Genomic DNA, 14,918 nt, shown 5'->3' with positions numbered 1-14,918 from the left:
GTTTCAATTCAATGACCTATTTAGGAGGAGTTGATCGGAATGCGGCGGCTTGAAGGGCTAAGTGAAAAAATATTTTTGGACCGGTATGCAAGGAAAAATGTCGATGCAAGTAAGGTGAAAACGGGAGATACGGTTCTAGTACTGCTAAAGGAAGATGCTAAGTTTCCGGTAAAAGAAGTTGGAGAGGTTGTTAGTCGGAAGCATGAAAGTGTGGAAGTTCGTCTGCACAATGGAGACATCGTCTCTACTAGTATCCATAAATTGATGCACCCTATTGAACGTCATCCAGAGGAAATGTGGGATAGACTTGCTACTTCTATTGCTTCTGTGGAGAATTCGCTTGCAAAGTCAGTAGAGTGGGAGAGAAAGTTTAGATATATTTTGGATGATTGGAAGCTTGTACCCGGAGGGAGAATTATGGCTGGAGCGGGTGCGAGTGAAGAGCTAACGTTGTTTAACTGCTATGTCGTTCCATCTCCAATCGATAGTAGGGGCGGCATAATAAAGACATTATCAGATATGACGGAAATTATGGCTAGAGGCGGAGGAGTAGGCATTAATATTTCGTCACTTCGTCCACGGCGTGCAAATGTGGCTGGTGTGAACGGTTCTTCGAGTGGTGCAGTATCTTGGGGTGGTTTGTTCAGTTATACGACTGGACTTATTGAGCAAGGTGGTAGCAGGCGGGGGGCACTTATGCTAATGATGAACGATTGGCATCCCGATATTTTGGAGTTTATTACAGTGAAGCAAAAGAGCGGAGAAGTGACGAACGCAAATTTGTCTGTTTGTGTAAGTGATGCTTTTATGGAAGCTGTGAAGCAAGACGGAGAGTGGGAACTCGTTTTCCCTGACACGAAGGAAAGCGGTTATGACGAGCTGTGGACTGGAGATATCGAGGCATGGAGACAATTGGGAAAACGAGTTATTTCATATAAGAAGGTTCGAGCGAAAGAAATTTGGCAAACCATTATTGAGTCTGCATGGAAGTCAGCTGAACCGGGTGTCGTGTTTATGGAGCGTTATAACAAGATGTCAAATAGCTGGTACTTCAACCCGATAATCTCAACGAATCCATGTGGGGAGCAAGGTTTGCCAGGCTGGGGTGTATGTAACTTGTCCGCTGTTAATTTATCTAAGTTCTACGATGCGTCTCGCAAAGATGTAGATTGGGATGAATTAGGTAAAGTAACACGGTGGTCAGTGCGGTTTCTAGATAATGTGATCGATAAGACGCCCTACCATTTCGCTGAAAATGAAGCCAATCAAAAAAAGGAGCGGCGCATCGGTCTTGGTACGATGGGACTTGCTGAGTTATTGATTAAGCTTAACATACGATACGGAAGTAAAGAGTCGCTAACTTTCTTAAATAAGTTATATGGTTTTATGGCGAAGGAAGCTTATTTAGCTTCATCACAGATCGCTTCAGAAAAGGGCTCGTTTCCGGCATTTGACAGAGAAAAGTATGTACAAAGCGGATTTATGAAGGAACTACTTGCTGCTTATCCTGAGATTAGCGAAAAAATTGCGAAACAGGGTATACGTAACGTGACTGTTTTGACACAAGCACCAACAGGAAGTACAGGTACTATGGTGGGTACATCGACGGGTATTGAACCCTATTTCGCTTTCGAATATTTCCGTCAGAGCAGGCTTGGCTTCGATAAGCAGCTTGTCCCGATTGCTCAGAAGTGGAAGGACGACCATCTGGATCAGGAGCTGCCCGATTACTTTGTATCAGCAATGGAGTTATCTGCTGAAGATCATATTCGAACGCAAGCCGCTATTCAGCGTTGGGTAGATAGCTCCATTTCGAAAACGGCAAATTGTCCTGCAGACTTCACTGTAGAAGAGACGGGGAGACTTTACGAACTGGCTTATGAGCTTGGTTGCAAAGGAGTCACCATTTATCGTGACGGAAGTCGTGATGTACAAGTGCTTTCAACAAGTTCAAGTTCGGACGAGAAGAAGACTGATGATACATTAGACGAGGAGAAATGGTTACCAGATGAGGCTCCTCCTGTAGATTCGCCATTATTAGTTAACGTGGATGCTAGTGAAAGTTCGTTAGGTGTAAGTAATGCAAGTGGAAGCTCATTAGTAGCTGCAAGTAATACAAGTGAAGGCGCGTTAAGAGTAAGTGCGTTAGCAGAAAGCACGTTAGACAAACAGTACAAACGCAGGCCGAGTGTACTACGTGGAGCAACTTATAGGTTTAATACACCATTTGGCATGGCGTATATTACAATCAATGATTTGAATGGGTCACCTGCCGAAATTTTCCTCAATGTCGGAAAAGCAGGCTCAGATGTATTTGCCATGTCAGAAGCATTGGGGCGGGTATGCTCATTGTTTCTCCGTTACGGTGACCATGGTAACAAGGTTCAATTGTTAGTTAAACATCTGAAAGGTATTGGTGGTTCGGGTGCAACTGGATTTGGTGCGAATCGTGTTGAATCAATCGCAGATGCGGTTGCAAAGGCATTGGATTTGCATGGGGATAGTGAAATGAGGCAAGTTGACGGTGAAAATGTAGTTGGTGAAGAGGTGGACGTTGCAAGTGATAGAGAAGTGCCGCAGCAGGAAGAAGTTGGCGCGAGTGTACTTACGAAAGAGTCGCATTCGATAAATTTATACCCTGAAACGGAACGTGATCTCTGTCCTTCGTGTGGTTCTGCAGCGCTAGTTAACTTAGAAGGTTGTAAGCAATGTAGCGTTTGTGGATTTAGTAAGTGTAATTAGGGCTTGGTTAATAGGTGAGGACATAAGATGTATGTTCTCACCTTTTTGCATGGAATAAGAGGTAAATGTATGACATTACTTGTTGTCATATGAAGTTTGACCAATTCCAATAATGATTTGTTGTACCTGTGCTGAAAAGTTTAAAAAATCGTTAAAAAGTAATATAGTTCAATTTATTACAAAATGCGGTTATTATAATCTTCTTAATTAAGAACGCTTGGTTCTGAATACATTTTCGAAAGTGAGGTGTTTTGATGAGTCGAGCTATCGAATTGAGTAGAGTAAAGCTTGTTATGTGTCTGTAGATGAGAATGTAGTAATTAATGGTTTGAATCATTTCTTGCAAGTGAAGCTTACTAATCTATAATTTACCAGATCACTATTGACTAATAGTGAATGTTCTAGTTTAGTTCAAAAGGTCGAAGATAGGCGTCATCGCGCTATCTCGATCTTTTTTATTATCTGATTATCAAAAAGTCATTTGCCATTTTAACGAATTGTATCATGCTTATTTTATGAAAATTCGTAATTAATTACATCTAATGAACTCCATTGATGTTATTTCATCATAAATAGCAGTAATATGGATGTTTTCTTGAAATAGCGAATCTGGGGTTCGTTACTACTGTAAACGATTACTATTTGACCTTATAAGAGTTACTAGGTTCGTTAGAATTCCGACAGAAAATGTTACATGCCGATATGCGCGCCAGACCGCAAAACAGAAGGTGATGTAACGATTAATGAAGATAATAATAATAAAATAAGGCCACTGTGACAAAATGTCCACAGGGCCTTAATCTTTTCACGGCCAAGCTCCAAAAAAAACAGAATTATTATGGCTGCAACAGCCACAAAGCAGGAACTGCAGTTGGCGTCCAGCCAGCTAGTGAGGTATGAGTTTGACGACATTTGTAGATTGCGCCGTTATAAGATACTAACGTATTTACCGCATAGGCAGTGTTAGGAGCCCATGCTTGTACAGCAGGTGGTGCAGCAGTTGTACCTGAGATTGAATTGCTGACAGCAGATTGATTGCCTGCAGCATCTAACGCATAAACGGTGAATGAATAGGTTGTACTTGGTGTGAGGCCAGATACATTAAATGATGTTTGATTTCCGGTAACAACAACTAAGAGTGCAGAGCCTTGGTAGATCTTATAGCTGTCAACTCCAATATTGTCTGTCGATGGCGACCACATTAACTGAAGTGAGTTTGAGGTTGGTGTACCCATAACATGCAAGCCGCTTGGGGCGGTTGGCGGGGTTGTATCAATAATAGGAGCTGTCGTTGTAGCAATGACGGTAGCACTTGCAGGTGAAATGTTGCCAGCAGCATCAAGTGCGACAACGTGGTACGAATACGAGGTAGAAGGTGAGAGCCCAGTTACAGTATACGTCAGGTTGGAACCTGCTACGGAATTAACGAGTGTTGAGCCATTGTATATTCGATATTGAGTTACACCATAAGCATCTGTTGATGCACCCCATGAAAGTGTTGCTGTTGTACTTGTTGTTCCAGAAACAGAAATAGGGGACGGTGCAGTAGGTGCAGTTGTGTCGTTAGAATTGCCGAAATTTACGTCTATGACGTTGTAGAAAGCATTTGGTGTGTCTGCAATTTCCCAAACAGCGAGGATAACTTGATAACCAGTTCTTGAAGGAACGTTGCAAGTATCTGAATAGTTGAATGGAGGTCTAGTTCCTCCATGGCTGACTGAACAAAACGGTGTAAGATCAAAGGAATCCCGAGTTAACGCGGCATCCGGGTTCCAGTTCTGCTTCGTAATATAATATTTCCAACTTGTAGTAGCATGAGCAGCAGTCAACTTCCAATAAAATGTGTTCTGACCACTTGAAATATTCACTTTAGTCCATCTAGTCGAGCTTTGTTGATCTAGCAATGGGAAAGCCCCGTTAGCGCTTGCAATTTGCCCGTCAGCAGGTCCAGCAGCAGGAAATCCTTTTAGTGCTTCTAAGCTTTGCGGCTCGTAGATGATTGCACCACAGTTAGTGTTCTGTCCTAACTTACATAGATAAGCTCTGCTAGAAGGTCCTTCCACATAACCATGAGCATTTGCCTTCTCCGAAAATATTAGTGTGCAGATGATAGCAAGTACCATTAAACTACCGATAGTAATCCACTTGAATAGACCCGACTGGTGAATGCGTAAATCCCTCGTCATAATAATGCCTCCTTTAATGGTTAAATTCGTACCTGTTCGTACAAAATAGTCCACTTCTTGGAGTAAGCACCCCCTTCATATCATATTTATATAAACGCAAACAAGCTACGCTCATATACAACCGTAATGATAGATTCGAGTTCGAGGTCAGTTTATTGTAAGAGATCACTTTTTGTGAGGGCATGATTAATATTTGGATTATAAGAGAATGACATTCTCCGAAAAATTGAGTTGAAGTATCCAAATATTTGGGATGTCTGTATTGGAAAAAAGTAAGGTAAGCTGCGGGTTGATTAGATAAATAAGTGCGCTAGCATGAAAATGTCAGCGCTTTCACATTTGCTCGTGAGGAGCTGTAGACTGAGGATAATAGTAGGTTGTTTATTTTGAGAATAGACTATCACTTGTGTCTAGCAATGTAAAGCATAAGTTGAAACTTAATTTTAGTTTTTACGAGATAAAAAAAAGTTATTTTCATATGTTTAATATGGTTTGACTGGTAGTTTTTATGTTACATTTAGCTATGTTGTCACAATTGGGAGCTTTTACACTGAAATTCGATGATTGACACGATAATAGAGTAGTTCAAAAGAATGAATGAGGAGAGGCAATTATGGTTCAAATGTATCGTAATTTAAATTTATCTGTAAAATTAATTTTTATGCTTTGTTTAGTATTAGTAGTTGTATTCGGACTTTATGGCGTCGTCAATCTTAAAACGCTCAAAAAAACGAGTATCGAGAAGGCAGAGATTGAAGCTCATAGTGCTGGTAAAGCTTACGCCGAACTAATTTCTACAACGATGCATGGATACGAATCTACTTTAGTTACGTTATCTGAATCTTTAAAGAGTATGCGTATGCAAAGTGGAAGTAGCAGGCCTGCTGCAGCAACATTGTTAAATAACGTTCTCGAGGAAAATCCGAATGCCTATGGATTATTTATGCTTTGGGAGCCGAATGCATTTGATGGGAAGGACACGGATCATGTTAGTTCACTGGGTAATGGAGATGCGACAGGTCGCTTCAATATTTATGTAGAGCGTCATGGTGCGGAGATTAAGAAGGATCAACTTATTAATTATGATAAAGAGGGTTCAGGTGATTATTATTTATTGACCAAACAAACATTAAAAACACAATATATGGAACCTATGCTTTACGATGACGGCAATCAAAAAGTAATGAAAGCAACAATTGTGATGCCGATGTTAGACGATTCGGGCAAATTGCTTGGTATAGTGGGATTCTTTTTATCAATGGATAGCTTACAAGAGGCTGCCGCTAAATATACGCCAATGGGTGGTTACGTAGCACTAATTACAGAAGCGGGAACATATTTGACTAATCCTACTGACCCAGATTCGATAGGGAAAACATTCGGAGACAACCCGGAGAAAGTGCTACTTTGGGAAGAAATCGTTAAAAATAAACAGGATACAGGCTATACGATGAATTCAAAGGGTAAGCGAGTTATGCGTTCGTTCGATGGGATAAAGCTGCCTGGAACAGACCAAGTGTGGTACACACAAACAGCAGTTGAAGAAAGCCGTATTTTAGAAGATTATGAGAAAAGCAGGCTAACAACGATTGCATTGACGATAGCTGCAATGATGTTGCTTGGCGTTGTTGTGTACATATTAGTAAGGCAGATGATCGTTAAGCCTGTACAGTCGCTAATGAGTAAGATGAAAGAAATGGCAGAAGGCGATCTGACTGGCCAATTAGACATCCGTACAAATGATGAAATTGGACAGATGGGTCAAGCATTTAATGCGATGTCAGTAAAGTTACGGGATATGTTTAGACTTGTATCTGAATTGGCGACTACAGTAGGACAAACCTCACAGCAGCTTACTGCGGGAGCCTCGGAGGCAAGCGAAGCTTCAAGGAAAATTGCTGAGTCTATACAGCTTGTGGCTGATGGCGCACAGTCGCAGAGTAGATCGTCTGAAGATACGTCACTTGCTATTCAAGAGATGGCCAATGGAGCGATGCGTATATCTGAATCTAGCGCTGACGTTTCAGCGACTACAGAGGAAGTTGCAAAACAGACAAGATGCGGGAATGTAAAGATGCAGCAGGCAGTAGGCAAGATGGACTCAATCCATCATACAGCCGATGAAACTGAAAAGGCGTTGCATCAATTAGCACTTAAATCTGAGGATATTGGCAGTGCTATTCAATTGATTGCTGATATTAGTGTGCAGACAAATCTACTATCGTTAAATGCTGCAATCGAAGCATCTAGAGCAGGTGAACATGGTAGAGGGTTTGCTGTTGTAGCAGGTGAAATTAGAAAGCTTGCGGAAGGAGCCAAATCTGCTACAACCCAAATTTCTACGATCTTAAAAGAGATTCAAACGGACACTAAACGAGTAGAGTCAGCAATGAAAAAGGGAATTGGGGAAATCGCGATTGGTGTAGAGGCAGTAGGCGAAGGTGGCCAACTCTTTAGATCTATCTTACAAGAGATTGAACGAGTGAATGGACAGTTACAAGCGGTTAGCGATGCTTCACAGCAAATGACTGCAAGTACGGAAGAGATTTCTGCTACAATGGATTACCAATCCGATCTTGCAGATTCTGCATCTATAGAGTCATTGCATGTGGCGGGAGCAGCTGAACAGCAGCTTGCTTCGATGGAGCAAATATCTGTGGCTGCAGTATCTTTAAACGGTACTGTTCAGCAATTACTAGATAATTTGTCACGCTTCAAAATATAAGCACGGAGCAACAAAAGACGATCTACTCTCAATTTAATAATTGAAGGAAGATCGTCTTTTTCAGTATAGTGTGATCGCAATGAGATTACTCAATTACATTTGAGAGTAACTTTCACCTATTCGCTTCCCAAAATTGATTACAAGATTAAGGGTATGTTTATTGAATAGAAGATGATGGAACAGGGAAAGTTTGGCCATTACTTAATTCGATTTTCGTTTCAGTAGAGTTAAAACTAATGGTGCCTTCACGAGCAAACTTTGTATCATGTATCTTCCATTGTCCAACTTCCCAATTGGATTTATTTAAGGTTGCAATCCAAAGTCTTGATTTTCCAGCAGGTACGATATGAGTCCACGCTGCTATAGTTGATAAATGATCAGATATTCGAATATCGAGAAATTGTTCTTCGTAAAGATCTTCTTCAAATAGCTTATTAAGGGTGCCGTCTTCAGCTAATGCTTTTATAACAGTAGGTGTTCGGACAGAGGGATCAGATTGCCCATTGTTACCTAACAATATTTTCAGTGATCTATCGTTGCTATCAAGAACGGTCCCAAACACTCTACCTGATAATATTTGCTCTCCAGTACTCCCATTCAGCAAGATAAAATCTGATGGTATTAAACGGCTATCGGTTTGCATAAATATATTTTGTCCGAACCAATTAATGGATTTATAAAGATCAAAATGATAATCTTCCGTTTCAAGAATGTCTTCCTTACTTTCAGCAATAGAATATGTTGCAAGCCGAACTTTAAATGGTTCAATGGATTTATCAACAAATTGATATAGAAGAGTCTTCCCGTCATTGGATAGATCTACGCTTTTTTTAGTAATAGCGGGGTTACCTATTTCAATCGTTTCTTCCCCTTCTCGCAACAAATAGAGATGTCCATCTGCTTCATAAATAAGACCATTGTCACTTTCTCCGATAAGATTTGCTGTTTTAATGTCCAAGGTGATGTTAGCTGTTTGGGTAGGATGTGGTGTAGTTGTAGCGCTATTCTCAATCAGGACGAATTGTGATGGCAAAGCAGAAGGAATGATTATGATTGTTGAACTTTTATTCCGATCTCCGTTAGTCGTACATCCCGATAAGAGCAGAGCCAAGATGATTAAACTACACGTTTTCAAAGTATCTCCCTACTTTCTAAACCTCATTAATGAGTCTTCATACACAGAAGTAATTTCCTTTTATTTCAAATAAAAAGACGCGAACGTATGGAAAAATGTTGCACTAAGAGATATTTCCCCCTCCTATTACAGGAAAATACCCTTTATTTCCTACTGTCTTCCCCCTCAGAATAGAAGTTACTCCCACAGAAAAAGTGTTCTCTCCAATGGATCTACCTTCTATCCTCTAAAGGTCACAACAAAATTCAAATGCTATTTGTATCTCCCAATGTTTCTCTTATCTCTTTTTGCAGCTTATTTTTATAGTTAGGAGGTGATGTTTTCAATAATGAGTGAAATGTAATCGCTTACAAAGCTAGTACACAGTGTTTGCAAAATGAGAAGGGAGAGATGAAATGATGAAACCCTATTCGCTAAAGATAAGTCCGATCATGCGATCTTGTTTAGCTGTGTTTGCTGCGATAATCGTTATAACAGGGGTACAGATGAAAAACGAGAGAGTTGAAGCTGCGACCGCGCGTAACAAAATAATAGTTGGCTACTGGCATAACTTTGATAATTTTTCTACTAATATTCGTTTGAGAGATATTTCTCCTAATTATGATGTTATTCAAGTTGCATTCGCTGAGCCAACTGGTGGTTCACATACGGGCAATATGGTGTTTACACCTTACAATTCAACAGTTAGTGATTTTCAAGCAGATATTGCTTTCCTTAAAGCACGTGGTCAAAAGGTACTCATCTCCATCGGTGGAGCAAACGGTACGGTGGAGCTTACAACAGCTGAGGCCAAAACAACGTTTGTAACAACGATGAAAAATATTATCGACACCTATGGATTTGATGGCCTTGATATCGATCTTGAAGGTAGCTCACTTGCACTTAATGCTGGAGATACCGATTTCAAAGCACCAACAACTCCAAAGATTACAAACTTAATTTCTGCGACTAGAGAAATATTAAACAGCTATAGCGCAGACTTTCTCCTAACGATGGCACCTGAAACAGCTTATGTACAAGGAGGATCTGGTTCCTATGGAGGAATTTGGGGTGCTTATCTCCCTGTCATTTATAATTTCCGAAATGATCTGGATTACTTGCACGTGCAACATTATAATACAGGTCCAATGCCAGGTCTTGACGGAAGATCATATTCACAGGGCACAGCAGACTTTCAAGTGGCTATGGCGGAAATGTTATTAGCTGGCTTCCCGGTTGGGAACAATCCTAACAATGTATTCCCAGCATTACGTCAAGATCAAATTGTTATTGGGTTACCTGCATCGACACAAGCGGCTGGCGGAGGTTATACGACACCAGCGAATGTGCAAAAGGCACTTGATTACCTAATTAAAGGTGTCCCTTTTGGCGGGACATATGTTCTTAGAAATGCTGCAGGGTATCCAAACTTTAAAGGCTTGATGACTTGGTCTATTAACTGGGACAAAGTTAATAACTTTCAATTTTCCACAAGTCATCGAGCATACTTAGATCAATATAGCTCTGGCGGATCAGATACGACAGCACCAACAATTCCGAGTAATCTACAATCACCAAGCAAAACTTCTTACAGTGTAAACTTGTCTTGGAACGCATCAACCGATGATCGTGGCGTTACAGGATATATCGTTACTTTTGGTACGAATTCAACGACTGTAACAGGTACAAGTACAACGATCAGTGGATTGTTGCCGAATACAGCATACACATTTACAGTAAAGGCAAGGGATGCAGCAGGCAACATATCGGGTGTAAGCAATTCAGTTACTGTGACTACAGAATATTTGCATGGAGATCTGATCGCTCCGACAGTTCCAACCAATTTACGATCACCAAATACGTATTCGACTAGTTTGACACTAGCTTGGAATGATTCTACGGATAATGTAGGAGTAGTTGGCTACACAGTAACTTATGGTACTACAAGTCTAACCACAAATAGCCCTGCCATCCATATACCGAACTTAACACCTAACACTTCTTATACTTTTACAGTAAAGGCATATGATGTAGCAGGAAATGCTTCAACAGCAAGTCTACCTCTAACTGTAAGAACAACTTCGGGGAACTCTTGTATCGTACAGCAATGGAATGCAACTACCGCATATACGGGAGGTCAACGAGTTGGTTTTGAAGGTAATGAGTACGAAGCGAAGTGGTGGACGAGAGGTGAGAGGCCTGATTTAAGCAGTGTTTGGAAGTTGATAGGTCCATGCAATGATGGACCAGGCGAGCTTTATCCACCAACCGCTCCAACCAATTTACAGTCAACGGCAATAACGAGCACAACAGTAAGTCTAACATGGGGTGCTTCTACCGATAATGTTGCCGTTACCGGCTATAGTGTTTATTACGGTTCAACAATCGTCAATGTTGGGGGTACCACTGCAACGATAACAGGACTTTCTCCGAACACACCTTACACATTTACTGTAAAAGCAAAGGATACATCGGGTCTTTTATCACAAGCAAGTAATGCGGTTCAAGTTTTAACTCTCCCATCCATAACTGATACAATTGCCCCAACTCCACCAACAAATGTTCAAGCAAGCGGGATAACAGGCTCGAGTGTAACGTTATCATGGGGAGCATCAACTGATAACAATGCTGTAACAGGCTATACCATTTCATATGGAACAACAAGAATTAATGTTACGGGGACCACAGCAGTCATCAGTAATTTAACAGCATCTACAGCCTATACATTTACCGTTAAAGCGTTTGATGCTGCAGGCAATTCTTCTACTGGTTCAACTGTTCAAGCTACGACGAGTACAACAAGTGGTCCTGCCGCATGGGGGGCTAATGTTAGCTACAAGGTCGGGGATCAAGTAACCTACAGTGGCCGCACTTATAGTTGTCGCCAACCACATACATCACTTCTCGGCTGGGAACCTACAAATGTACCAGCGTTATGGAGCGTGATTTAGATGAGGGGGCGAACGATTAGGATGAGCTTCATTCGTACGGAAAATGTAACGCTACGTCTGTTGATCATTGTGTTAGTTATGTTGCTTGTTATAACTGGATTCTCCTTGAGCCCAGCAAAAGCGCATGCAACTATTCCTGTAGATTCCAAGGTCATCGTAGGTTATTGGCATAACTTCGATAATGGGTCGGGTTTTATTCGTCTACGTGATGTCTCCCCAGATTTTGATGTTATTAACGTTTCCTTTGCTGAGCCAACAAATGGCCCGCAAGGAGGTACGATAGGTTTCACGCCATTCAACGCTACGGAAGAACAATTTAAATCGGATGTTCAATATTTGCAAAGCCAAGGGAAAAAGGTAATCATCTCGATAGGTGGAGCAAATGGTCAAGTACAACTTGTGAACGCTAACGTTAGAAATCAATTTATTTCATCGATGAAAACGATAATAACGAAATATGGATTCGACGGATTGGACATTGATTTCGAAGGCCATTCCCTTTATTTTAATAGCGGTGATAGTGATTTCAGAAATCCGACAACTCCAGTTATTACAAACTTAATTTCAGCTGTGCGAGAGCTACATGATTTCTATGGAACCAACTTTATGTTAACGATGGCTCCGGAAACTTTTTTTGTTCAAGTTGGATATAAGTTTTACGGAGGAAGCTGTTTATCTTGCGATAATAGAGCAGGCTCATATTTACCAGTTATTCATGTGCTTCGTGACATCATAGATTGGGTGCAAGTTCAGCATTACAACTCTGGTCAAATTTCAGCTCTTGATAACCAGTTTTATGCGATGGGTAATGCCGATTTCCATGTGGCGATGGCTGATATGGTACTTACCGGATTCCCGGTAGCGGGTAACAGTAATCACTTTTTTACTGGGCTTCGTCCAGATCAAGTTGTAATCGGATTGCCTGCGAATGTGAATGCCGGAGGCGGATTTACGACGGTTGCTGAGGTCCATAAAGCACTAAACTATTTGTATAAGGGTGAATCTTTTGGTGGTAGTTACGTGTTAAGAAATGGTGCGCATCCAGGTATGCGCGGATTAATGACGTGGTCGATTAACTGGGATAAATATAACAACTTCCAGTTTTCTACGAGTCACCGCGCCTACTTGAATCAATTAAATACGGGTGGAGGAGATGTTATTGCTCCGACTATCCCAGGAAGTCTACAGGTCGTCAGCGTTATTGATAGAAGTGTCAACTTATCATGGATTCCTTCTACCGATAATCGAGGTGTTACGGGCTATATCATTTCGTATGGAACGATGACAACATCCGTTAATGGAGCCACTACAAATGCAACAATTAGCGGACTGAATCCAGGTACCACATATACATTTACGGTAAAAGCGAGAGATGCAGCGGGTAATCAATCAGCCGCAAGTAATGCTGTTACGGCCACCATTTCTTATCCATTGGAGCCTCCGATTCCGAGCGGATTATATGCAACGAACGTAACTTCATCAAGTTTACATTTGGGATGGCTTGCTGATACGGAAGGAAGGGATGTTGCAGGCTATAGTGTTTCCTATGGAAATACCGTGATCAATTCGAGCACCAAAAGTGTGCAAATTAACGCACTAACACCGAACACAACCTATACCTTTGTAGTAAAGACTTATGATTCATTCGGTAATGTATCTAGATCTAGCTTGCCGTTGTCTGTGACGACAAATCCAGCAAGTGTATGCACGGTGCAAGAGTGGGATGCCAACACCGTCTATACGGGAGGACAAAGAGCTTCCTACAACGGGAATATCTATGAAGCGAGATGGTGGACGAAAGGGGAACGTCCAGACATAAGTAGCGTGTGGAAATTGATAGGACCATGTGGTCCAGCAGATCTCATTTCACCAACAACGCCAACAAATTTGCAATCGATTAGTATGTCTGCTACTTCGATTGTTCTAGGCTGGTCTGCATCAACGGACAATGTTGGAGTAACAGGCTATACCGTTTATTATGGATCGTCTAGTGTTAATGTTGCTGGTAATACTACCACTGCAACGATTACAGGACTTACTTACAACACTATTTATACTTTTACTGTAAAGGCAAGAGATGCTGCAGGCAATTTGTCATTAGCTAGCAATCCTTACACCCGATTAACACCGTCCTCACCTGACACCACGGCACCAACTGTGCCAACTAATGTTCAAGCTAGTGGAATTACGAATTCAAGCGTAACATTATCTTGGGCTCCATCGACCGATGAATACGGTGTAACAGGTTATACCGTTTCGTATGGTTCAACGAGCATTAATGTGATGGGAACAACGACTACCATTAACAACTTAACTGCTGGGACATCATATACGTTCATAGTTAAAGCATTGGATGCTGCAGGCAATGTATCCATTGGTTCAACCGTTCAAGCAACGACGAGTACTACAAATGGTCCAGCAGCATGGGCACCTAATGTTAGCTACAAAGTAGGTGACCAAGTCACTTTTGGTGGTCGAACATATAGTTGTCGTCAACCACATACATCACTTCTAGGCTGGGAGCCTACAAATGTGCCAGCGCTTTGGAGCTTGGTGTAGAAATGCTGTATTAACGGTTTAGAAATAAACGTAAAAAACGGACTAAGGGGAATTCATCCCGAAGTCCGTTTTTTGCATGTATACTCAAATTATCGCTTGATCTTAAAATGTACAACTGCACTGAAATGCATCTTTTCCGTACGGTGATTAAACGCTGCCTGATGAGAAATGGAATAAACATCAAGCATAAGTGCTTTATTAATATCGATCGACTTCTCTATTCTGGACTCTAGTGACTTTAAATCTGCTGCTTCAAAAAATTCAATTTTCGTTTCCATTAAATCTAATCTAAATTCCATTAAACGTTCCTCCTCAACTTCCAATACATAATAATTATACGATTATTAATGAATAAATCCAACTAATCGATATACATAAACATAATATTATGGTATCTTTTAGAAAAAAAATACATCCTTACATTGGGAGGATTTAAAAAATGGAACCACAAGCTCCAATTCAAATGACTTCTGAGCTAATTCACAAAGAATCTCCAAATGGCTGCTTTAATTAGCATTCCACCATTAGTGTTATTCCTCTTGTTCCGTAGATGCCTGACACCTGATATGTGGCTCGGTACGATGCGTCGGGGCTAGTTTACAAAAATGTTCGTTAATTGTTAACGACTGTTATGAATATAA

7 protein-coding genes are annotated in these 14,918 nt (G+C 41.0%); 4 read left to right on the top strand and 3 right to left on the bottom strand.

All coding sequences use genetic code 11. The features are described from left to right. Positions 1–39: 39 nt before the first annotated feature. A complete protein-coding gene (locus I6N90_RS03910; protein ID WP_197934177.1) occupies positions 40–2,742 on the top strand; it encodes an adenosylcobalamin-dependent ribonucleoside-diphosphate reductase in 2,703 nt (900 codons plus the stop codon). A gap of 836 nt (positions 2,743–3,578) precedes the next feature. Here the strand turns inward: I6N90_RS03910 and I6N90_RS03905 are convergent. After that, positions 3,579–4,928, bottom strand: coding sequence for a lytic polysaccharide monooxygenase (locus I6N90_RS03905; protein WP_197934176.1), 1,350 nt, complete (start codon positions 4,926–4,928; stop codon positions 3,579–3,581). A gap of 613 nt (positions 4,929–5,541) precedes the next feature. Here I6N90_RS03905 and I6N90_RS03900 point away from each other — a divergent pair. After that, positions 5,542–7,653: a methyl-accepting chemotaxis protein gene (locus tag I6N90_RS03900; protein ID WP_197934175.1), complete on the top strand. Its 2,112-nt coding sequence runs from the start codon at positions 5,542–5,544 to the stop codon at positions 7,651–7,653. Between the two features lie 157 nt (positions 7,654–7,810). Here the strand turns inward: I6N90_RS03900 and I6N90_RS03895 are convergent, their stop codons facing one another. Then, positions 7,811–8,788 carry a hypothetical protein gene (locus I6N90_RS03895; protein WP_197934174.1) on the bottom strand — a complete coding sequence of 326 codons (978 nt, stop codon included), beginning with the start codon at positions 8,786–8,788 and terminating at the stop codon, positions 7,811–7,813. A 395-nt stretch (positions 8,789–9,183) separates the two neighbouring features. Between I6N90_RS03895 and I6N90_RS03890 the strand changes: the two genes are divergently transcribed. Both I6N90_RS03890 and I6N90_RS03885 read left to right on the top strand, forming a co-directional pair. Continuing rightward, on the top strand, positions 9,184–11,718 hold the full coding sequence (locus I6N90_RS03890) for a fibronectin type III domain-containing protein (RefSeq protein ID WP_197934173.1): 2,535 nt from the start codon (positions 9,184–9,186) through the stop codon (positions 11,716–11,718). 21 nt (positions 11,719–11,739) lie between these two features. Continuing rightward, positions 11,740–14,277 carry a fibronectin type III domain-containing protein gene (locus I6N90_RS03885; RefSeq protein WP_197934172.1) on the top strand — a complete coding sequence of 846 codons (2,538 nt, stop codon included), beginning with the start codon at positions 11,740–11,742 and terminating at the stop codon, positions 14,275–14,277. An 89-nt stretch (positions 14,278–14,366) separates the two neighbouring features. Here I6N90_RS03885 and I6N90_RS03880 read toward each other — a convergent pair whose 3' ends face one another. After that, entirely contained in the window at positions 14,367–14,576 is a 210-nt protein-coding gene (locus I6N90_RS03880) for a DUF2536 family protein (protein ID WP_197934171.1), read from the bottom strand. Positions 14,577–14,918: the final 342 nt, after the last annotated feature.

The organism is Paenibacillus sp. GSMTC-2017, assembly GCF_016019935.1.
Lineage (GTDB): Bacteria > Bacillota > Bacilli > Paenibacillales > Paenibacillaceae > Pristimantibacillus.
The sequence above is the reverse complement of the archived record's forward strand: the minus strand, read 5'-3'. Positions and strand labels throughout refer to the sequence as shown.

Excerpts from the sequence above, each read along its gene's own strand:
- I6N90_RS03900 (WP_197934175.1), top strand. The coding sequence starts at position 5,542 with ATGGTTCAAATGTATCGTAATTTAAATTTATCTGTAAAATTAATTTTT.
- I6N90_RS03880 (WP_197934171.1), bottom strand. The coding sequence starts at position 14,576 with ATGGAATTTAGATTAGATTTAATGGAAACGAAAATTGAATTTTTTGAA.
- I6N90_RS03890 (WP_197934173.1), top strand. The coding sequence starts at position 9,184 with ATGATGAAACCCTATTCGCTAAAGATAAGTCCGATCATGCGATCTTGT.
- I6N90_RS03905 (WP_197934176.1), bottom strand. The coding sequence starts at position 4,928 with ATGACGAGGGATTTACGCATTCACCAGTCGGGTCTATTCAAGTGGATT.
- I6N90_RS03885 (WP_197934172.1), top strand. The coding sequence starts at position 11,740 with ATGAGCTTCATTCGTACGGAAAATGTAACGCTACGTCTGTTGATCATT.
- I6N90_RS03910 (WP_197934177.1), top strand. The coding sequence starts at position 40 with ATGCGGCGGCTTGAAGGGCTAAGTGAAAAAATATTTTTGGACCGGTAT.